A 17,389-nucleotide genomic window follows, 5' to 3' on the forward strand; every position below is an offset into this window, starting at 1 on the left:
CCCCGAGACCCCCTGCGCATGCGCCAGTTCACCTTCGGAGAGATCACCGAGGCGCTGGCGGGTCTGCGGGACCAGACGCGTGGCGCTACGGATGAGCGGCTGGCCTTCATCCACTTCTGCCTGACCCACCTGGCCAGCAGCCGCGCGCAGTTCCTGCAGGATCTATGGGTGGCCTGGGAACTTGGGTCGTTGCGCGACGGCTACTTCGTGGAGTTCGGCGCCACCGACGGCGTGAAGTTCAGCAACAGCTGGTATCTGGAGCTTGAGCTGGGCTGGCAGGGCATTCTGGCGGAGCCCGCGCACGTCTGGCAGACGGCGCTGCGACAGAATCGCACCTGCCACATCGATACGCGATGCGTCTGGATCGAAACCGGCCGCACCCTGACCTTCAATCAACCCGAGATCGCCGCCCACGCCACCATCGACAGCTTCTCCGACAGTGACATGCACGCCGAAAGCCGCCGTGCGGGCGCACGCTATCCGGTGGAAACGGTCTCGCTCGACGACCTGCTGGCCTTCTGGAATGCGCCTCGCCGCATCGACTATCTGTCCATCGATACCGAGGGCTCGGAGCTCGACATCCTGCAGCATTTCGACTGGTCCGCCCATGATGTGCGGTTGATCACGGTGGAGCACAACCATACCGAACGCCGGGCGCTGATCCACGCGTTCCTCACCTCGAAGGGCTATGTGCGCAAATTCGAGGCCCTGTCCAACGTCGACGACTGGTACGTCAAGACAGGCGCCGGGTAGGGCGTCCGTGGACCTCAAGCGCAGCGCCCGATTGCTCCTGACCACCAAGGCGATCCGGGGCTATGGCGATGGCTTCACCGCACTGCTGCTGCCGGTCTATCTGATCAGTCTGGGTCTTGGGCCATTCGAGGTGGGTCTCGTGGCGACCGCCGCCATGCTGGGTTCGGCCATCCTGACCCTTGCCGTAGGCGTCGCCGGCCACAGGGTCAGCGCGCGCGGCCTGCTGATGCTGAGCTGCCTGCTGATGTTGATCACCGGCCTGGCGTTTTCCCAGGCCCAGAGCTTCTGGCCTCTGATAATCGTGGCATTTGTCGGTACGCTCAATCCGTCCAGCGGCGATGTCGGTGTCTTCGTGCCGCTGGAACAGGCGATGATGGCCAACGCCGGACCCGACGCAGACCGGACCACCCGATTCGCCATGTACAATGTGGTGGGCGCCGTGGGTGTGGCGCTGGGGGCCCTTTCGGTCGGCCTGATCGATCCGCTGACCCGCCTGCTAGCCCGGTCCCGTAGCGATATGCTGGAGGCCGCCTTTGCGCTCTACGGTCTGATCGGCGTAGCCGCCTTCCTGCTCTATCGCCAGCTGCCGACGGAGGCGGCGGAGGTCGCGGCCCAGCGCACGGGACTTGGCCCTTCGCGCAAGCGGGTGTTCCAGCTTGCCGCGCTGTTCAGCCTGGATTCCTTCGGCGGGGGCTTTCTGGTGCAGTCGCTGCTGGCGCTGTGGTTGTTCAACCGGTTCGACATGACTCTGGCCACGGCAGGCGTCTTCTTCTTCTGGACCGGGCTGCTGGGGGCGGCCTCGCAGTTCCTCGCCGGGCGGATCGCGGGAAGGATTGGACTGATCAACACAATGGTCTTCACCCATGTGCCCGCCAACCTCTGCGTCATGGCGGCAGCTTTTGCGCCGACACTGCCGATCGCGCTGGGCCTGCTGATCGTTCGCGCGGCGCTCTCCAGCATGGATGTGCCGGCGCGCACATCCTACGTCATGGCGGTGGTGACGCCGCCAGAGCGGGCGGCGGCGGCGGGGATCACCAATGTGCCACGCAGCCTGGCCGCAGCTTTAAGCCCTGCGCTGGCCGGCGCGCTCTTCACCGCCTTCGTGTTTCCCTGGCCGCTACTGATCGGCGGAGGCCTTAAGGTGGCCTATGATGTGCTGCTGCTGAACCAGTTTCGGCACGTGAAACCGCCGGAGGAGCTTTAGGTCGCCAGCAGCTCATCGACCCTGCGGATGTCCATGACTTCCGACGCAATCCCGCCGTCCAGTCGCATCACCTTGTTGCAGTAGAGCTTGAGCAGCGGAGCCTCGTGGGTAGCCAGAACCAGGATGCCCGCCCGCTCCACCAGCTTCAGTAGCCGCTTGTGCGCCAGTTTCTGGAATTCGGCGTCCCCGACGGCGATCCACTCGTCCATCAGCAGCACATCGCAGTCCACCGCCGTGGCGGCGGCAAAGGCCAGACGGCCCTGCATGCCCGCCGAATAGGTCTTTACCGGCATCGCCAGGAACGGTCCGAGGCCGGTGAACGCGGCGATCTCGTCCATCCGCTCATCGATTTCCTTCGCCGTCAGCCCTGCAATGCGGCCGCGCAGCCGGATATTCTCATAGCCAGTCGCCGAGGGGTCGATGCCCAGCCCCAGGTCCAGCAGGGCTGCGATCCGCCCCTGCACCTCGATCACGCCTTCATCCGGCTCATAGGCGCCGGACAGAGCCCGCAGCAGGGTGGTCTTGCCCGAGCCGTTGTGACCGATCAGGCCGAGCCGGTCGCCGGCCTCCAGCTTAAGGCTGACGCTCTGCAGGGCTGTGACGTCAGTCACGCCGGAGTGGCGGCCCAGTCGCCCGCCCACTGCCACGCGCGCCAGCGCTTTCTTCAGCGACTTGGCGTCGACGCCATAGACCGGAAACCTGAGCGTCAGGTCCGTACAGGTGATGGAAACGGGGGGCGGCTTCATAGGTAGTGCACAATCCGGCGACGCGTCCGGGCGAAAATCAGGAAGGTGACGAGCCAGCCTGCCACCGCCATGCCGACCAGAAACAGATAGGTTCCAGGGACGACCGGCGTGCCCAGCAACGGCGCGCGCACCGCCTCCAGCAGGTGGTAGAACGGGTTGAAATCGAGGAACCCCTGATAGTCCTTCAGCCGCCCCGGTTTCCAGAAAACCGGGCTCATGAACAGGGCGAACTGCATCACCGACATCACGATCTGCGGGATATCGCGGAACCGCGCCGAGGCGATCCCCACCAGCAGCGACAGCCAGCTGGCGTTCGCCACCATCAGCACCAGCCCCAGCAGCGCCATGGGCGCATCGGCGGTCCGCCAGTAGCCGTAGAAGATCAGCACCCCCACCACGATCACTAGATGGTGCGCCAGGTTGATCAGGTTGCGAAACACCGTTCGCCAGACAAAGGTCAGCATCGGAAGGCTGGTCTGGGAAAGGATCCCCGCCGCCTGCACAAAGGTGTCGCAGCCCTCGTTGATCGTGCCGGTCATCACCGCGAAAAACACGATCCCCAGCGCCACATAGGGCAGGAAGATGTGCAGTTCGATGGCGAAGAGGTTGGCGTAGAGAAACCCGATCCCCAGGGTCATCAGACCCATCGACAGCGTGATCCAGAAGGGTCCCAGGATCGACCCGCGATAGCGCGAAGACACATCATGCCAGGCCAGCGACCAGGCCAGCCCCAGTCGTCCGAACGAATTGCGCAGGTCCCGCCCGGCCATCTGTAGCTGGAACAGCGTCCCGCGCTGTCCAGTCCGCAGCATATGGGTGGCGGTATCCATGGCCTCTCCCGGGCGAAGGCGGGGAGGTAACAGGCAGAGTCGCGGGGCGCAAGGCAGAGGGGTCGGGCCGAACAGCGGTAACGCACCGTGCAACCGGGCAGCGCCCGCGTCAGACCATCACCCGCAGTCGAACTGGATGCGCTGTCACGGTTGTTCTGGACTGGTCACGCTCTACTTTGTGGTCTTCTGACGCGTCGAAGCCAGCAGGCCGATCAGTGCGGCTGCCGCCGTGAGCAGGGCCGCGGTCGAGGCGATTGGATGGGCCTTGACCTCGGCTGCCGCCTTGCGAGCGACCGCCTTGGCAGGCTCGGGTGTGTTATTCCCGATCATCGTGGCGGCATCCCGCAGCGCCTTGGCCGCAGCGGCGACGGCGTGTTCAGCGTCGTCGGTGAGCCCGTCAGCGGCCCTGTGTAGCGCGTTGGCGAGATCTTCCAGGGAGTCTTCGGCATTGTGCTTGATTTCACGAACCAGTGACTTGGACATGGGGTGGGCTCCGTAGGGTTGTGTGGCCCCAGCTGAGGGCACGGGACGGGGATCGGCATTGATGCGCATCAAGTGATGGCGTGTCGCCACACAACCCAAACGCTCCGCATCGGCTTGGCGCCGCACCGGGGTTGGCTGTAAGCCGGGTGCCGTGGCCAACCCCCCGACCCACATGCCCGCTCGACGACAGCCTGCTGAGCCAGGTCTGGCCTATGCGTCGCAGTCGCTCAGCCTGGAGGGTTCGGGCGTCTGGCTGATCGTGCCTTGCTACAAGGTGGGCGAGCGCGTCCTGCGGGTTCTGGCGAAAACGCCGAACTGGATCGAGGGCGTAGTCTGCGTGGACGACGCCTGTCCCGACGCCACCGGCGACCTGATCGAGGCTCGAAACACCGATCCCCGCGTGGTGGTGATTCGCCTGGCGCAGAACCAGGGCGTGGGCGGCGCCACACTGGCCGGCTACGCTGAGGCGGTCGCGCGCGGCGCCCGCGTGCTCGTCAAGGTCGACGGCGACGACCAGATGGACCTGGCCCACGCGGCCCAGCTGGTGGCGCCCATCCTGCTGGGGGAGGCCGACTACACAAAGGGCAACCGCTTCACCTCGATCAGCCACCTGACGGCAATGCCGACCGTCAGGGTGCTCGGCAACGCCATGCTCAGTTTCGCCGCCAAGCTCTCGACCGGCTACTGGAACATCTTCGATCCGACCAACGGCTACATGGCGCTGGAAGCCAATGTGGCCCGGCTGGTGTTGGAAAGGGAAGTGTCGCGCCGGTTCTTCTTCGAGACCGACCTGCTGTATCATCTGGGCACGCTGCGCGCGGTTGTCCGCGATGTTCCGATGCCGGCACGCTACGCTGACGAGATTTCCAACATCCGGATCAGCCAGATCGTGGGCCCGTTCGCACTCCAGCACGCGCGGAACTTCGCCCGGCGGGTGGTGGGTCAGTATTTCGTGCGCGACTTCAACGCCGCCACGCTGGAACTGGTGTTCGGCCTGATGTCCACCCTGTTCGGAGTGGCCTATGCGCTGAGCTATCTCGCCAACCGGACGCCGGGTCAGGCCGCGTCGGCCGGTGTGGTCATGCTGGCCGCCCTTCCGGTGATTCTGGGCGCCCAGTTTCTGCTGCAGGCGATGAACTTTGATGTCCTCAACGCCCCCAGCCGCCCGATCCATCCCTATCTCGCCGTCCTGCGTGATCTTGCGACCGAGGATCAACCTTGATGATGGCCCGGGGCGTCCCCGCGCGCTGGGCCCTGTGGCTGGTACTGGCGTCTGCGCTCATCGGAATGCTGGCGCTCAACTGGCCGGGACATATGTCTGTCGACTCAGTGCTCGCCCTGCACGAGGGACGCTTCCAGGTGCGCGAGACCTGGAACCCCGCGATCTTCGGCTGGCTGCTGGGCGTTCTGGACGGCCTGCATCCCGGCGGGGCGCTGGCGACCGTACTCAGTGGCATGATGCTCTTTGGCTCCTGGATGGCGCTACCGTGGCTCAGGCCACGCACCACCTGGCTGGCCCCGGTTCTGGCGCTGGGGGTGATCGTCCTGCCGCAGGTGCTGATCTATCCGGGCATCGTCTGGAAAGACGTCTGGCTTGCCGTGGCGACGCTGGCCGGCTTCGTGACGCTCGCCTTCAGTGTCCGGGATCCTCAGCGGCAAGTTCCCTGGGTCGGTCTGGCGATCGCGGCGCTGCTCTTCGCGGTCGCAGGCTTGCTCCGCCAGAACGGTCTGATCTTCGCCTTGCCCGCAGCACTGGCGCTGGTCTGGGCGCGATCCCGCTTTGGCTGGGGCTCGGGTCTGCGCCTGGCGCTGGGCTGGCTGGTCGCTGTGCTCGCGCTGGCGCTGATCCTGAGCGCCACGGCCCGCCCACAGGGTGTCGGCGCACCGGACGACGCGGGCGGCAAGGGGGTGCGACTTCTCCAGAGCTACGACCTGGCTGCGGCGTCTGCGATCAGCCCGAACCGGCCCACACCCAGGATCGACGCAGTCGCGCCCGATGTCGGGGCTTACCTACGCGCCAACGCAGATCGGCTCTATTCGCCCGAGCGGGTGGATGTGCTCACCGCCGACGCTTGGCTGGGCCGGAATTTGCCGCGTGTGCCACGAGACGTCGTCCAGGCCGAGTGGCTGGACCTTATTACCGGCGACCCCGGCCTCTATCTGCAGGGCCGCCTTCTGGCGTTCCAGCAAGTGGTCGCAACGCCGGCGATCATGCGTTGTCTTCCGGTTCACGTCGGGATTACCGGCCCGGCCCGGGCGCTGGGCGAACTGGGTATTGCCGGTCGAGCCGACGCCCACGACGGGCGTATATACAACTATGCCACCTGGTACTTCGACACTCCGGCGATGTCACATCTGGTCTACGCCGGGATCGCGTTTGTCGTCTTTGTGTGGCTGATGGTCCGGCGCGATCCGGCGGACCTGGTGATCGCTGCAATGATGGCTGGCGCGCTGGGCTTTGCGGCCAGCTTCTTCGCGATCTCCATCGCCTGCGACTATCGTTACCTCTACGTGCTCGATCTGGCGGCGATCACTGGCGCGCTCTACCTCGCCCTTGATCCTGCGTTGCGCCGCCAGAGATCGTAGGCGCGTCTATTCGATAGCCAGAGCCGCGTCCATCTGGGCGTCGAGTTGGGACAGCAGGGTGAGTGCGTCCTGCAGTTGCGCCTGATCGGCCCGCCAGCCGGCTTCCAGCCGTTCGATGTCGGCGCGCAGCTCGGCCTGAAACGCCGTTGCGCCTTCGAGCTGTTGCCGGGTCGCCAGCAGGTCTGCCCGTGTCGCCGCCAGGTCCCGCGCCGCGGGCGACACAAGCATGCCAAACTCTCTGTTGCGGCGCTCCAGCTCCGCAGCTGCTGCGTCCAGCACAGCGCGATCCGGCGATGCGCCGGCGGCTGCGGCCTCGAACCAGCCCAGGACGTCTGCGGCCAGCCGCCCGGCCCAGCCCAGCGCCTCAAGCCCGCCTGCGGTGGTGTTGTGCCGCAGGTCCGGGGTCAGGAAGGTGTCGATCTTGCGGGCTGCAGTCTCGGTCAGCCCTGGCAGGGGCGCCCCGTGTGCCACCTCGATCCGCGCGGCCTCCTTCCGCCAATCGGCCAGCAACGCGTCATAGCCGGTGAAGGCGCGTGGCAGGTCGCGGGTATAGGCCTCCGCCGCCAGCATATAGGCGCTCCAGACCAGCACGGACTTCTCAAGCGCGAAGCCGTCGCGCCGCTCCAGCGAGCCGGCCACATCCAGCGGATGACGCACCGGGATCACGCACCGCACAGCAATCTGGCGCTCCGCCAGCACCGCCCGCCACATGGGCAAGAGCACGGTTGCGCGCGGATCCTTCATCAGGGGCCAGGTCGTCCTGCGAAACTCGCCGTCGAACAGCTGGCCCGCCCGCATCTGCCAATCGGCCTCGATCGCCGGGGGCAACGGCCGATAGGGATAGGCAAACACATCGTCCCAGGCCGAGCCGGCGGCGCGCAGTCGCTCATCGTTGAAGATCGCGATCTTCCAGGGCTCGAAGTAGCCTTTCTGATTATGCTCATCGCCCGGCATCACATTGGCCGGCAGCGACGCTCCGGCCAGCGCCAGCAGCTGGGTCACCGCCGAGGTGCCCGAACGATGCATGCCCAGCACCAGATAGGCCACGCGCGGGCGCGGTGTCCTGACCAGTCTGGACATCGGCGTTGAGGGTGCGGGTGCGCGGCTCATCCTGATGCTGGTGGTACGGTTCAGGCGCGGCCGCCGCAAGCGGTTGATCGCGCCGGGCAACTGTTGCAAACCAGCAGGGCTGCCCCGAACAGGAACCGTGTCGCCATGGCCGCCCCGGCCCGAGCTCTCTCACGACCGAGCGCCGAGGACCTCCATCGGGTGATCGCCAGCGTTTTCGACGAGGCGTTCTATCGGGCGGTTTACGACGACTTGCCGGCCGAAATTGATGCGCTTTGGCACTACCGCGTCCAGGGATGGCGTGAAGGCCGTGACCCGGCCCCGTGGTTCTCCACGCGCAGCTATACTTTCGAGAACCCCGACGTTAAGCGGCTGCGCCTCGAGCCGCTGTTTCATTATCTCACTCGAGGCCGCGATGAAGGCCGGGAGGTCGCACCTTCCATTAACGCGCGCGCCTACTATTCCGCCGTCGCCTGGTCGCCGCAGCCCTGGCGACCGCCGTCCTTTGGCCCCGCCTTCGAATCGCGGGTAAGCGCCATTTCCGAGGCCGAATCAGACGCGGCCATTGCCCGGGAGTTCGACGCCGCCTTCTACCTTGCGGCCAACCCGGACGTCGCTGCCTCGGGTATGGATCCCCTGGTGCATTTCCGCCGCACAGGCTGGCTTGAGGGCCGCGACCCGACGCCTGGCTTCTCGGTCCGAGATTATCTGGACGCCAACCCGGACATAGCCGTCAGCGGCCTCAATCCGTTTGCGCACTACGTTATCGCTGGTCGCGCCGAAGGTCGGTCCCCGCGACATGACCTGGGCCCCGAGTTTGACGTCATCTCGCGACTGCGCCCGGTCGCGGACCGGATCGACCGCGCCGTGCGGGTCGGCGCCAATCTTTCGACTGATCCCGCAGAACGCCTGATTGCCGCCCTGATGGCTCTGCGGCCGGACCTGCACATCACCTTCAGCCACGACAACTACGTCGAACATTCCGGCGGCCTGCAGCTATGTGTCCGACGCGAGAGTGTGCGGTTTGCGCAGTTGGGACGGGATCATATGCATCTCTATCCCGCCGCGTGGTGGCCCACTGTGCGTCGGGACGGTGAGCCGGGGGCTCTGGGTGTCATGTTGAACGGCGTGAACCTGGGCGTTTTTGAGCCCCATGCGATTCGTATGGCTCTGGGGCGCCTGCCGCCCGGCGGCCGTCGCTCATTTGCGATCCACAGCCTGCTGGGCCACGCGCCGGACGAAACGGCTGATATCCTAGAGGCAGCCGGGTTGCGCGAGGGGTTCTTCTGGCTCCACGACTTCGCCAGTCTTTGCGCGGGCTTTCACCTCCAGCGAAACGATGTGACGGACTGCGGCGCGCCAGCTCCAGACAGCGCCGCTTGTGGCGTCTGCCTTTATGGCGACCAGCGCGCGCGCCATACGGAGGCGCACCGGCGACTTTTCGAGCGTCTGTCGCTGACGGTCGCGGCGCCTTCACAGAACACACTCGATTTCTGGCGCACCCGGACCACGATCACGCCGCCGCGCGCCGTGGTATTGCCGCTGGCGCGTCTGGTGTCGGCAGGCCCTGCGCCGGCGATTCCGGGGGACAGGCCCCTGCGCGTCGCCTTTGTGGGCATGCCCGTGCCTTTGAAGGGCTGGCCGGTGTTCAGCGCCCTGGCCCGTTCCTTCGCTAGCGACCCGCGGTATGCGTTTCTTCACCTCGGCGGACGCCCGGATCCTGCGACGCCTGCGGCCTTTCACCGCGTCATGGCGACGATGGAACGACCCCAGGCCATGCAGGACGCCGTGGAAGCGCTCGAGATCGACGTGGCTCTGATCTGGCCGGCCTGCCGCGAGACCTTCTCCTTCACCGCCTACGAGGCGGCAGCCGGCGGCGCCATGGTCGTGACCGGCCCGGACAGCGGCAACGTCGCGTCCTTTGCCGCGCAGCGAGGTCGGGGTCTGGTGCTGGACGGAGAGGCGGCATTGAGCCATGCGTTCAGCACTGGTGAAATCCTGTCTCTCCATCGCCACCGGCGCAAACCCCGGCGCTATCGCCTGGCCTATAGCGGCATGACCGGTGACCTGGTTGGAGCGGGCTCATGAAAGCCCGGATCGAGATGTTCGCCGCGCGGTTTGGCCGGAAGGGAAGTCGCCCGGAGCTGGACCCGGAGAGCCGGGTCGTCGCCCGCGCCTTCGACCGCGCCTTCTACCTTTCGCACTATCCCGATGTCGCGGCGTCTGGCGCCGACCCTTTGGAACACTTCATGGCGCACGGCTGGCGCGAAGGTCGGGATCCCAACCCTGACTTCTCGGTTCTGGACTATCTCGCGGCTTTTCCGGATATCGCCGTATCGGGCGCCAACCCGTTCCTCCATCACCTCACTCACGGCCGGCCAAAAACTGCGCCGCAGGAGGCGCCGCTTGGGTTCCGGTTTGAGCTGATCGAGGGTCTGACGCCCATTGAAGACCGTGTCGCCCGACTACAATCGATCGACGTGCCGCTTCTGCCTGAAGACGATCTGAACACCGTGCTCTCCACGGCGCCGGATGGGATGGCGGGGGTCCATGTGACCTTCAGCCAGGACAACTTTGCCACCAATACCGGGGGCCTGCAGTTCACGATCCGGCGCGAGGCTGCGCGGCTTGCCGAGCTTGGCCGGGACCATCTGCACCTGCACGGTGCGCGGCCCTGGACCCTGGTACGCGGACCGGATGACGTTGAAGCCCTGGCCGTCGTCTGGAACGGTCAGGCACTGGGCGCTGTATCGCCGGACACGCTGCGGCGGGTTCTGGCACGGGTGGCCAACGACGACGCCTCCGGGCGCAGTTTCGCTATCCACAGCCTGCTTGGCCACGCGCCGGACGAGGTCGCCGACATCCTGGCGGCACTGGGTCTTCGACGTGGCGTGTTCTGGCTGCACGACTTTGCCAGTCTGTGTGCGGGCTTTCACCTGCTCAGAAACGAGGTGGAGGACTGCGGCGCGCCGCCGCCCGGAAGTGCGGCTTGCAATGTCTGCCTGTTCGGTCCCTGGCGTGACCGTCATATCCAGGGGCACGCACGCCTGTTCGAGCGGCTGGATCTCGAAGTCGCCGCGCCATCCTGGACCGCGCTGGATCTCTGGAGGCGCGCCACAAAACTGCCGGCGACCCACACCCACGTCCTGCCGCACGCCCGCCTGGCGCCATTGGGGCCGTCGCCGGTTCCGCCGGCAAGCCGCCCCTTCCTCATCGCCTACGCCGGTTTCCCCGCGCCACACAAAGGCTGGGCGATCTTTCGCAATCTCGCGTCGCGGTTCGGGCAAGACCCGCGCTACGAATTCATCCACCTCGGCGCCCACCCCGATCTGGCCATGCCCCACCGGTTCGAGCGCGTCGAGGCGGCCGCCGAGAATCCTCAGGCGATGAAGATGGCGCTGGAGGCGGTGCAAGCCGATGCCGTGCTGGTCTGGCCGCTCTGTCGGGAGACATTCTCGTTTGTCGCCTACGAGGCTGCTGCGGCGGGCTGCGCCGTCATTACGGGCCCGGACAGCGGCAATGTGGCCGCCTTTGTCCGCGAGAGCGGCCACGGCCAGGTCATCGACAACGAGGCGGAGCTGGCCTCGGCCTTCGAGACCGGCGCCATACTGCAACTTGCTCGCGCGAAGCGGCGACCAATGCTCTATGACCTTGTCTACAGCGCCCTCACCCTCGATCTGGCGACCTCGTCCAGCCCATGAAGATCCTCTGTTACTCCAGCTTCACCTTCTCGTATCTCAATCGGGCGCGGGTGCTGTTCAAGACGCTTCGCAAGCACCATCCGGACTGGGAGCTGGCGGCGCTGATAACGGATCGTCCCCCGGAGGGCTTCCGGTTTGACTCCGCCAGTGAACCGTTTGACCGCCTGGTGTGGGCGAGCGACCTCGGTATCCCCGACTTCGACAGCTGGCTTTTCAAGCACGATGTGGTGGAGGTCTGCACGGCGGTGAAGGGGCCCTTCATCCACCAGGCCTGCAGCTGGGGCTTTGACGCTGTGATCTACATGGATCCCGATACGGCGGCGCTGGGAAGTCTGGCGCCTCTGGAGGAGTGGCTGGAACACCACGACATCCTCCTGACCCCGCATCTGGTCGATGCCAACGACGATCACGCCGCGATACTCGACAACGACCTTTCGGCCTCCCGCACCGGCATCTTCAATCTGGGCTTCGTGGCGATCCGTACGACCGGTGAGGGCGCACGGTTCGCAAAGTGGTGGAACGACCGGCTGCTGTCCTACTGCTACGACGATATGCCGAACGGCCTCTTTGTCGACCAGCGGTGGTGCGATCACGTGCCGGCCCTGTTCGACCGTCTGAAGATCATCCGCGATCCCGGCTACAATGTCGCCAGCTGGAACCTGTCGACCCGCAAGATCTCTGTTGAGAAGGACGGGCGTATCACCGTCAACGGCGTGGACCTGCGCTTCTGGCACTTCACCAAGTTGGGCGCAGTGGGCGACGCCATGACCCGCCGGTATGCTGGCCGCAACTTCCCGGTTTACGAGATCTGGGCCTGGTACAAGCGGGAGGTCGCTGCGGCCACAGACCCTGCGATTCCCGACCGGTGGTGGGCTTTCGGCGCCTACGACGATGGAACGCCGATCACCAAGGCCGCCCGCGTGCTCTATCGCGAACGCGGCGACCTGCAGACGGCCTTCGCCAATCCTTTTGCGTCCGGCCCCGGCAGTTTTCAGTCCTGGCTGGATGCCGAGGGTATCCGATGACTGAACAACGGGCCGGGGAACATCCGCAGGCGTCGGGCCTGCTCCACAAGGCGCGCGCCGTCGTCGACCGGATCGGCGCCCTGAAGCGTGACTTTGACGGCGCGCACCGCCTCGCCCATGAAGCGGAGGTCCGCGAGGCGCTGACGCGATCCGAGCTGTCCCTTGCGGTTCAGGAATCGATGATCCAGCGCGCGGAGCTTGAGGCGCGACTGCGCGGCCAGGCCGTGGCGGCCCACGCAGCTCGCCATCCTTCGACGACCCGCCGTCACAATCGCCTGAGCCAACTGGCCGACCGGATTCTCGCCAGGCTGGGGCCGGTGGGCCACGCGATCCTGATCAAGCGCAGCGGTCTGGCGAGCCTGCCCCGCAGCGGCGCAGGTCTTTTCGACGCCGCCTGGTACCTTGCTGCAAACCCGGATGTGGTGACGCGGAGGCTCTCGCCTCTGGTCCACTACCTCACGACGGGCGGCCGCGAGGGAAGATCGCCCGGACCGCTGTTTGACGATGCATATTACCGCGCAGGGCACGCGGAAGGGTTGGCGCAGACCAGCCTGACGCCACTGGAGCACTATCTGCGCGTCGGCGCGGCAGGCGCGACCAGCCCTCATCCGCTGTTCGATCCGCCCCACTATCTGGCGCAGTCGCCGGAGCTCGCCCGCGGCGAGGACCCGCTATCCCACTATTTGCGGGAGGGTGGCCGAGAGGGCCTCAGCCCTCATCCTCTGTTTGATGTGGACTGGTATGTCCGTCAGGCGCCCGAGGCAGCGGACCAGCCGGCGCTTCTGCACTATCTGGCGTCCGGTTGGCGCCGGGGTCTGTCGCCGCATCCGCTGTTCGACAACGCCTGGTATCTCGAGCAATGGCCGGATGTTGCGGCCGCCGGCATTCCCCCGCTGCTGCACTTTGTCGCGACGGGCGGGAGCGAAGGTCGTAGTCCCAGCCCGTGGTTTGATCTGGCTTACTATGTCGCCGCCCGGGGCGCCGACCTTCCCGCAGGGGTCAATCCTGTCGTGGACTATCTGAGGGGCGGCGCCTGGAAGGTCAGCCAGGCTCATCCTGGCGCGCCTACAGCCACCTACGTCGTGGCGCGTCCGGAGGTGATTCGCGCCGGGCTCACGCCACTTGAGCACTGGGCGCGGCGGGCCGTTCGCTAAACGCACCGGATAGCCCAAGCTGGCCGAGCTGACGGCGGACCTCATGATAGTATTCGGGAATGTAGTGGAAGGGGCTCAGGCCCCATTGGTGGTCCGGATCCGCCAACCGGAATGCATCGACCTCGATCCGCGCCATCGGTGGCATCAGGCGCAGGAATTCGGCTTCCTGGCGTTCCAGCAGGGCATTGTACGGTGCAATTGCGATCGGTCTGCCGCTCAGGATCTCGACATCCTGAATCTCGGAGGTCACCCCCGAAGTGTCCCGCTGACGGGTCGCCCACCGCGCCGAGTGCAGGATGGGAACGGCTCTTCGAAGCTCTGATCGCTCCAACAGCGTTGCGAAAGCGTGCGCCGCGTCGCGCCACACCCGATCGCAGGGCGCCGACAGTCTGGAAATCGGCCGCCAGCTTCTGAACGGCGCGCGCGACAGATAGCCGCTCCGCACCAGCTCGGCGCTGTGTGTCACCAGGGTCCCGCGCGTCGAGATGAGGTCGAAACGCTCATCGATAAAGTCAAAGATCAGGTGGGTCGGCTGGAACGCCACCAACCGCGCCAGAGCCGTCTTCTCGAGATCGGCGACCAGAGCCTTGTGCTCGTGCGCATGCAGGTCGCCCGGCGGGGATCTGGCCGGCTGAAAGCCCGGGAGCGGCGAGGCCAGCAGGCTGGCAAGCGAGGTCCGCGAAACATATAGCAACTGCTCACTGCCGCCGCCACGTATCGGCCACAGGTCGCGGGTAATGCAGCTGCCGACGATGGCGATCTTCGGCATCGAACTTCCCGATTGAACCTGACCTGAAATCGTCGACGGCCGCATGTTTGTTCCATTGGCGCAGCGGTCTTGACAAGACGCTTCCTGACAAACGTATGCGCTGACAATTTTCAAGGTAGTGTCCCGGACGCGGTTGTTTTTTGGCCGCGTTCACCCTTTTTCCCGAAGTATGGTGTATCAGGCCCTTTGGGCCGTCCGCCAACTGCTGGCGGATACGCTCGAGACAACCGCCAGATCAGGGCGACCTCCTGGCCGGCAGACGTGTCAGCATGCCGGCGAATCAGCTCGCCGTGCGCTGGAGATATGGACTGGACGAGATGAAGTTTCTGACGTTTCTCTCCGACATTCCGGACAATGTGCTGGGTCGCGCCCTTCGCGAGGGCTATCGGCCAGCGCTTGTGGCGTTTGGCTTCAGCCTTGTCTCGAACCTGCTGTATCTCGCGCTGCCGCTTTACACGTACCAGGTCTATGGCCGGGTGATGACCAGCCAGAGTCAGGCCACGCTCTGGAGTCTGACCTTCATCACCCTGCTGGTGTTTGCGGTCTCCAGCGTGATCGACGATTTCCGGGCGCGCATTCTGATCAACTATGGCGTCGCCCTCGACCAGCGGGTCTCTGGCCGCATCTTCGCCAGCCTGTTCGACGCGGCCGTGCGTGGCGAGCCCGGCGCTCGGGCCCAGGCACTGCGCGATCTGGATCAGTTCCGCCAGTCCCTCACCGGCATCGCGGCGGCGGCGATCTTCGATGTGCCCTGGATTCCGGTGTTCCTTTTCGCCCTGTTTATCATCGACCCCCTGGTCGGTTGGGTGACCCTCGCAGGCGCCCTCATCCTGCTGGGATTGGCCATCGCCCAGGCCCGCGCCACCCAGTCGGCGCTGCGTGACGCCAACGAAGCGGCGCTGAAAAGCTACAGCTTCACCGATGCGGCGCTCCGGAACGGCGAGGTCGTGCGCGCCATGGGCATGCTGCCCACGCTCGGCCAGGCCTGGTCGAAGTATCGCGCGGTCACCATCGAGCGCGGGGCCGCGGCGGCTGAAGCCTCGAACATGTACAACGACATCATCAAGGCCGTCCGTATGGCGTTCCAGGTGCTGATCGTGGCCATCGGGGCCTACCTCATCATGAAGGGCACGATCCATTCCGGGCTGCTGTTCGCCAACATGATCCTGGCCAGCCGCGCCCTGCAGCCGATCGAGAAGATCGTGGGCTCGTGGGATCCGCTGAACAACATGGTCGCCGCCTATGGGCGTTTGCAGAATCTGCTGGCCAAGGCCGAGGCGCCGTCCTCAGCCACCACGTTGCCGCGGCCGCTGGGCAAGCTGTCGGTGGAAGGGGTCAACTTCGCGCCGCCCGGAATGCAGCGTCTGGTCCTCGGCAACATCAACTTCGCGCTTGAGCCCAGCGAGATCCTGGGCGTCATCGGCCCATCCGGCGCCGGCAAGTCGACGCTCGCCCGTTTGCTGGTGGGTATCTGGAAACCTTTGCAGGGTGTCGTTCGACTGGATGGCGCCGACGTGTTCACCTGGGACCGCGCTGACTTCGGACGTCACGTCGGCTACCTGCCGCAGGACACCGAGCTTTTCGCCGGCACCGTCCGCAACAACATCGCCCGCTTCCGCCCCGATGTGACGGACGAGGAAGTTGTCCAGGCGGCACAGCTGGCTGGGGTTCATGACCTGATCCTGCGGATGCCCAAGGGCTATGACACCGAGGTGGGGGAGGGCGGCACGGTGCTGTCCGCCGGCCAAAGGCAGCGCGTGGGCCTGGCGCGGGCCATGCTCGCGAAACCCGCCTTCGTCGTGCTGGATGAGCCCAACGCCAACCTCGACGCCGAGGGCGAGGACGCCTTGATGCGCGCGATCGACGCGATGAAGGCCAACGGCGCCACGGTGGTGATCATTTCGCACAAGCCCGGCGTGTTCCGCGCCGCCGACAAGATGCTGGTTCTGCGCGACGGCCGGGTCGAGTTGTTCGGCCCGCGCGATCAGGTCATGGCCCGGCTGGTCAAACCCGCGCCTACCGAGGTGCGTGCGGTGGAGGCTGGCTGATGAAACTGGATTTCGGACAGACCCGGCCCGATCCCGATAACCACGGCTATGTGGTTCCTACCTTCGGCGCCGAGGACCGCGGCCCGATGGCCAAGGAGCTGCAGACGCGGCTGCGCAAGCCGATGATCCTGGGCGGCATCGTCATCGCGGTGTTCGTTTTCGGCCTGGGGCTCTGGGCCTCTCTGGACAAGCTGGCCACAGGTATCACCGCGGTGGGCGAAGTGCGCGCCGACACCATGCGCAAGACGCTCCGTCAGCGCGAGATCGGCATCGTCAAGCAGATCCTGGTCGCCGAGGGCCAGCAGGTGAAAGCTGGCCAGCCGCTGCTGTTGTTCAACGACGTAGAAGCGCGCGCCGCCGTCGATGTGCTGCAGAACCAGTACGACACCATGATCACCCAGAACGCCCGGTTCAATGCCGAGGCGACGGGCGCGGCGGCCATCAACTTCCCGGCCGAGATCATGGCGCGTATCGGCCAGCCGGCGGTCGCCCAGCTGATCCGCGACCAGGAATTCCTCTTCACCACCCGTCGCCAGGTCTATGAGAGCCAGACGGCTGTGCTGGGCCAGCGTGTCGAACAGCAGCTAACCCAGGTTTCCGGCCAACAGGCTCAACTTGATTCGATCATCGAGCAGCAACGGCTCACCCAGGAAGAACTGGACGGCTATCGCAAGCTCAACGAGCAGGGGTTTGCGCCGAAGACCCTGGTGCTGCGCTATGAGCGCAGCATGGCCGAACTGTCCGGTCGTAAGGGCCAGCTGCAGGCCGACATCGCGCGCATTCGCCAACAGATGGGCGAAACCCGCCTGCAGCTCACCCAGCTGCGCAACGAGCGGCAGAATCAGTCGGCCGAAGGTCTTCGCGACAGTCAGACCCGTCTGGCCGATGTGATCCCCCGCCTGACGGCAGCGCGCCAGTCGCTGGCGGCCACCGTGGTGCGCGCGCCCGTCGACGGTCACATCTTCAACCTGACCCAGTTCACCATCGGCGGCCTGGTCGGCGCCGGCGAGAATGTGATGGAT

The 17,389-nt window shown here is 65.9% G+C and carries 15 protein-coding genes; 10 read left to right on the forward strand and 5 right to left on the reverse strand.

Annotated features, from left to right (window positions below; all coding sequences use genetic code 11):
* Nucleotides 1-18: 18 nt before the first annotated feature.
* Both ACIQ3B_RS03840 and ACIQ3B_RS03845 read left to right on the forward strand, forming a co-directional pair.
* The gene (locus ACIQ3B_RS03840; protein WP_397400000.1) at nt 19-753 is read left to right on the forward strand and encodes an FkbM family methyltransferase; all 735 of its coding nucleotides are present in this window, start codon (nt 19-21) and stop codon (nt 751-753) included.
* Between the two features lie 7 nt (nt 754-760).
* A complete protein-coding gene (locus tag ACIQ3B_RS03845; RefSeq protein WP_397400001.1) occupies nt 761-1,957 on the forward strand; it encodes an MFS transporter in 1,197 nt (398 codons plus the stop codon).
* Here the strand turns inward: ACIQ3B_RS03845 and ACIQ3B_RS03850 are convergent.
* From ACIQ3B_RS03850 to ACIQ3B_RS03860, 3 genes are all read right to left on the reverse strand, one after another.
* Complete coding sequence (locus tag ACIQ3B_RS03850) at nt 1,954-2,703, reverse strand: ABC transporter ATP-binding protein (RefSeq protein WP_397400002.1); 750 nt, start codon at nt 2,701-2,703, stop codon at nt 1,954-1,956. The two genes, ACIQ3B_RS03845 and ACIQ3B_RS03850, sit on opposite strands and share 4 nt — an antisense overlap.
* Nucleotides 2,700-3,533, reverse strand: coding sequence for an ABC transporter permease (locus tag ACIQ3B_RS03855; RefSeq protein ID WP_397400003.1), 834 nt, complete (start codon nt 3,531-3,533; stop codon nt 2,700-2,702). Before ACIQ3B_RS03855 ends, ACIQ3B_RS03850 begins: the two co-directional genes overlap by 4 nt.
* 171 nt (nt 3,534-3,704) lie before the next feature.
* A complete protein-coding gene (locus ACIQ3B_RS03860; RefSeq protein WP_397400004.1) occupies nt 3,705-4,016 on the reverse strand; it encodes a hypothetical protein in 312 nt (103 codons plus the stop codon).
* A 151-nt stretch (nt 4,017-4,167) separates the two neighbouring features.
* Between ACIQ3B_RS03860 and ACIQ3B_RS03865 the strand changes: the two genes are divergently transcribed.
* Nucleotides 4,168-5,238, forward strand: coding sequence for a glycosyltransferase family 2 protein (locus tag ACIQ3B_RS03865; RefSeq protein ID WP_397400005.1), 1,071 nt, complete (start codon nt 4,168-4,170; stop codon nt 5,236-5,238).
* Nucleotides 5,238-6,602 carry a hypothetical protein gene (locus ACIQ3B_RS03870; protein ID WP_397400006.1) on the forward strand — a complete coding sequence of 455 codons (1,365 nt, stop codon included), beginning with the start codon at nt 5,238-5,240 and terminating at the stop codon, nt 6,600-6,602. The genes ACIQ3B_RS03865 and ACIQ3B_RS03870 overlap by 1 nt, the downstream gene beginning before the upstream one ends.
* A 6-nt stretch (nt 6,603-6,608) precedes the next feature.
* Here ACIQ3B_RS03870 and ACIQ3B_RS03875 read toward each other — a convergent pair whose 3' ends face one another.
* Nucleotides 6,609-7,712 carry a hypothetical protein gene (locus tag ACIQ3B_RS03875; protein ID WP_397400007.1) on the reverse strand — a complete coding sequence of 368 codons (1,104 nt, stop codon included), beginning with the start codon at nt 7,710-7,712 and terminating at the stop codon, nt 6,609-6,611.
* A gap of 105 nt (nt 7,713-7,817) precedes the next feature.
* On the opposite strand from ACIQ3B_RS03875, the gene ACIQ3B_RS03880 reads away from it, so the two are divergent.
* From ACIQ3B_RS03880 to ACIQ3B_RS03895, 4 genes are read left to right on the forward strand one after another with little or no spacing between them, the layout of a single operon-like run.
* A complete protein-coding gene (locus ACIQ3B_RS03880; protein WP_397400008.1) occupies nt 7,818-9,758 on the forward strand; it encodes a hypothetical protein in 1,941 nt (646 codons plus the stop codon).
* Nucleotides 9,755-11,371 carry a hypothetical protein gene (locus ACIQ3B_RS03885; RefSeq protein WP_397400009.1) on the forward strand — a complete coding sequence of 539 codons (1,617 nt, stop codon included), beginning with the start codon at nt 9,755-9,757 and terminating at the stop codon, nt 11,369-11,371. Before ACIQ3B_RS03880 ends, ACIQ3B_RS03885 begins: the two co-directional genes overlap by 4 nt.
* Nucleotides 11,368-12,396 carry a hypothetical protein gene (locus ACIQ3B_RS03890; protein ID WP_397400010.1) on the forward strand — a complete coding sequence of 343 codons (1,029 nt, stop codon included), beginning with the start codon at nt 11,368-11,370 and terminating at the stop codon, nt 12,394-12,396. Before ACIQ3B_RS03885 ends, ACIQ3B_RS03890 begins: the two co-directional genes overlap by 4 nt.
* Nucleotides 12,393-13,550, forward strand: a complete 1,158-nt coding sequence (locus ACIQ3B_RS03895) for a hypothetical protein (protein ID WP_397400011.1) — start codon at nt 12,393-12,395, stop codon at nt 13,548-13,550. Before ACIQ3B_RS03890 ends, ACIQ3B_RS03895 begins: the two co-directional genes overlap by 4 nt.
* Here ACIQ3B_RS03895 and ACIQ3B_RS03900 read toward each other — a convergent pair.
* Nucleotides 13,510-14,319 carry a DUF6270 domain-containing protein gene (locus tag ACIQ3B_RS03900; protein WP_397400012.1) on the reverse strand — a complete coding sequence of 270 codons (810 nt, stop codon included), beginning with the start codon at nt 14,317-14,319 and terminating at the stop codon, nt 13,510-13,512. The two genes, ACIQ3B_RS03895 and ACIQ3B_RS03900, sit on opposite strands and share 41 nt — an antisense overlap.
* Before the next feature lie 269 nt (nt 14,320-14,588).
* Here ACIQ3B_RS03900 and ACIQ3B_RS03905 point away from each other — a divergent pair, with 269 nt between their 5' ends.
* Both ACIQ3B_RS03905 and ACIQ3B_RS03910 read left to right on the forward strand, forming a co-directional pair.
* Nucleotides 14,589-16,367 carry a type I secretion system permease/ATPase gene (locus ACIQ3B_RS03905; RefSeq protein WP_397400013.1) on the forward strand — a complete coding sequence of 593 codons (1,779 nt, stop codon included), beginning with the start codon at nt 14,589-14,591 and terminating at the stop codon, nt 16,365-16,367.
* The coding region (locus tag ACIQ3B_RS03910; RefSeq protein ID WP_397400014.1) for an HlyD family type I secretion periplasmic adaptor subunit at nt 16,367-17,389 on the forward strand (1,023 nt) is incomplete at its 3' end. The genes ACIQ3B_RS03905 and ACIQ3B_RS03910, both read left to right, overlap by 1 nt.

Source organism: Phenylobacterium sp. (assembly GCF_044358365.1).
GTDB lineage: Bacteria > Pseudomonadota > Alphaproteobacteria > Caulobacterales > Caulobacteraceae > Phenylobacterium.

Excerpts from the sequence above, each read along its gene's own strand:
- ACIQ3B_RS03875 (WP_397400007.1), bottom strand. The coding sequence starts at position 7,712 with ATGAGCCGCGCACCCGCACCCTCAACGCCGATGTCCAGACTGGTCAGG.
- ACIQ3B_RS03850 (WP_397400002.1), bottom strand. The coding sequence starts at position 2,703 with ATGAAGCCGCCCCCCGTTTCCATCACCTGTACGGACCTGACGCTCAGG.
- ACIQ3B_RS03895 (WP_397400011.1), top strand. The coding sequence starts at position 12,393 with ATGACTGAACAACGGGCCGGGGAACATCCGCAGGCGTCGGGCCTGCTC.
- ACIQ3B_RS03900 (WP_397400012.1), bottom strand. The coding sequence starts at position 14,319 with ATGCCGAAGATCGCCATCGTCGGCAGCTGCATTACCCGCGACCTGTGG.
- ACIQ3B_RS03855 (WP_397400003.1), bottom strand. The coding sequence starts at position 3,533 with ATGGATACCGCCACCCATATGCTGCGGACTGGACAGCGCGGGACGCTG.
- ACIQ3B_RS03890 (WP_397400010.1), top strand. The coding sequence starts at position 11,368 with ATGAAGATCCTCTGTTACTCCAGCTTCACCTTCTCGTATCTCAATCGG.
- ACIQ3B_RS03840 (WP_397400000.1), top strand. The coding sequence starts at position 19 with ATGCGCCAGTTCACCTTCGGAGAGATCACCGAGGCGCTGGCGGGTCTG.
- ACIQ3B_RS03905 (WP_397400013.1), top strand. The coding sequence starts at position 14,589 with ATGCCGGCGAATCAGCTCGCCGTGCGCTGGAGATATGGACTGGACGAG.
- ACIQ3B_RS03860 (WP_397400004.1), bottom strand. The coding sequence starts at position 4,016 with ATGTCCAAGTCACTGGTTCGTGAAATCAAGCACAATGCCGAAGACTCC.
- ACIQ3B_RS03880 (WP_397400008.1), top strand. The coding sequence starts at position 7,818 with ATGGCCGCCCCGGCCCGAGCTCTCTCACGACCGAGCGCCGAGGACCTC.
- ACIQ3B_RS03870 (WP_397400006.1), top strand. The coding sequence starts at position 5,238 with ATGATGGCCCGGGGCGTCCCCGCGCGCTGGGCCCTGTGGCTGGTACTG.
- ACIQ3B_RS03885 (WP_397400009.1), top strand. The coding sequence starts at position 9,755 with ATGAAAGCCCGGATCGAGATGTTCGCCGCGCGGTTTGGCCGGAAGGGA.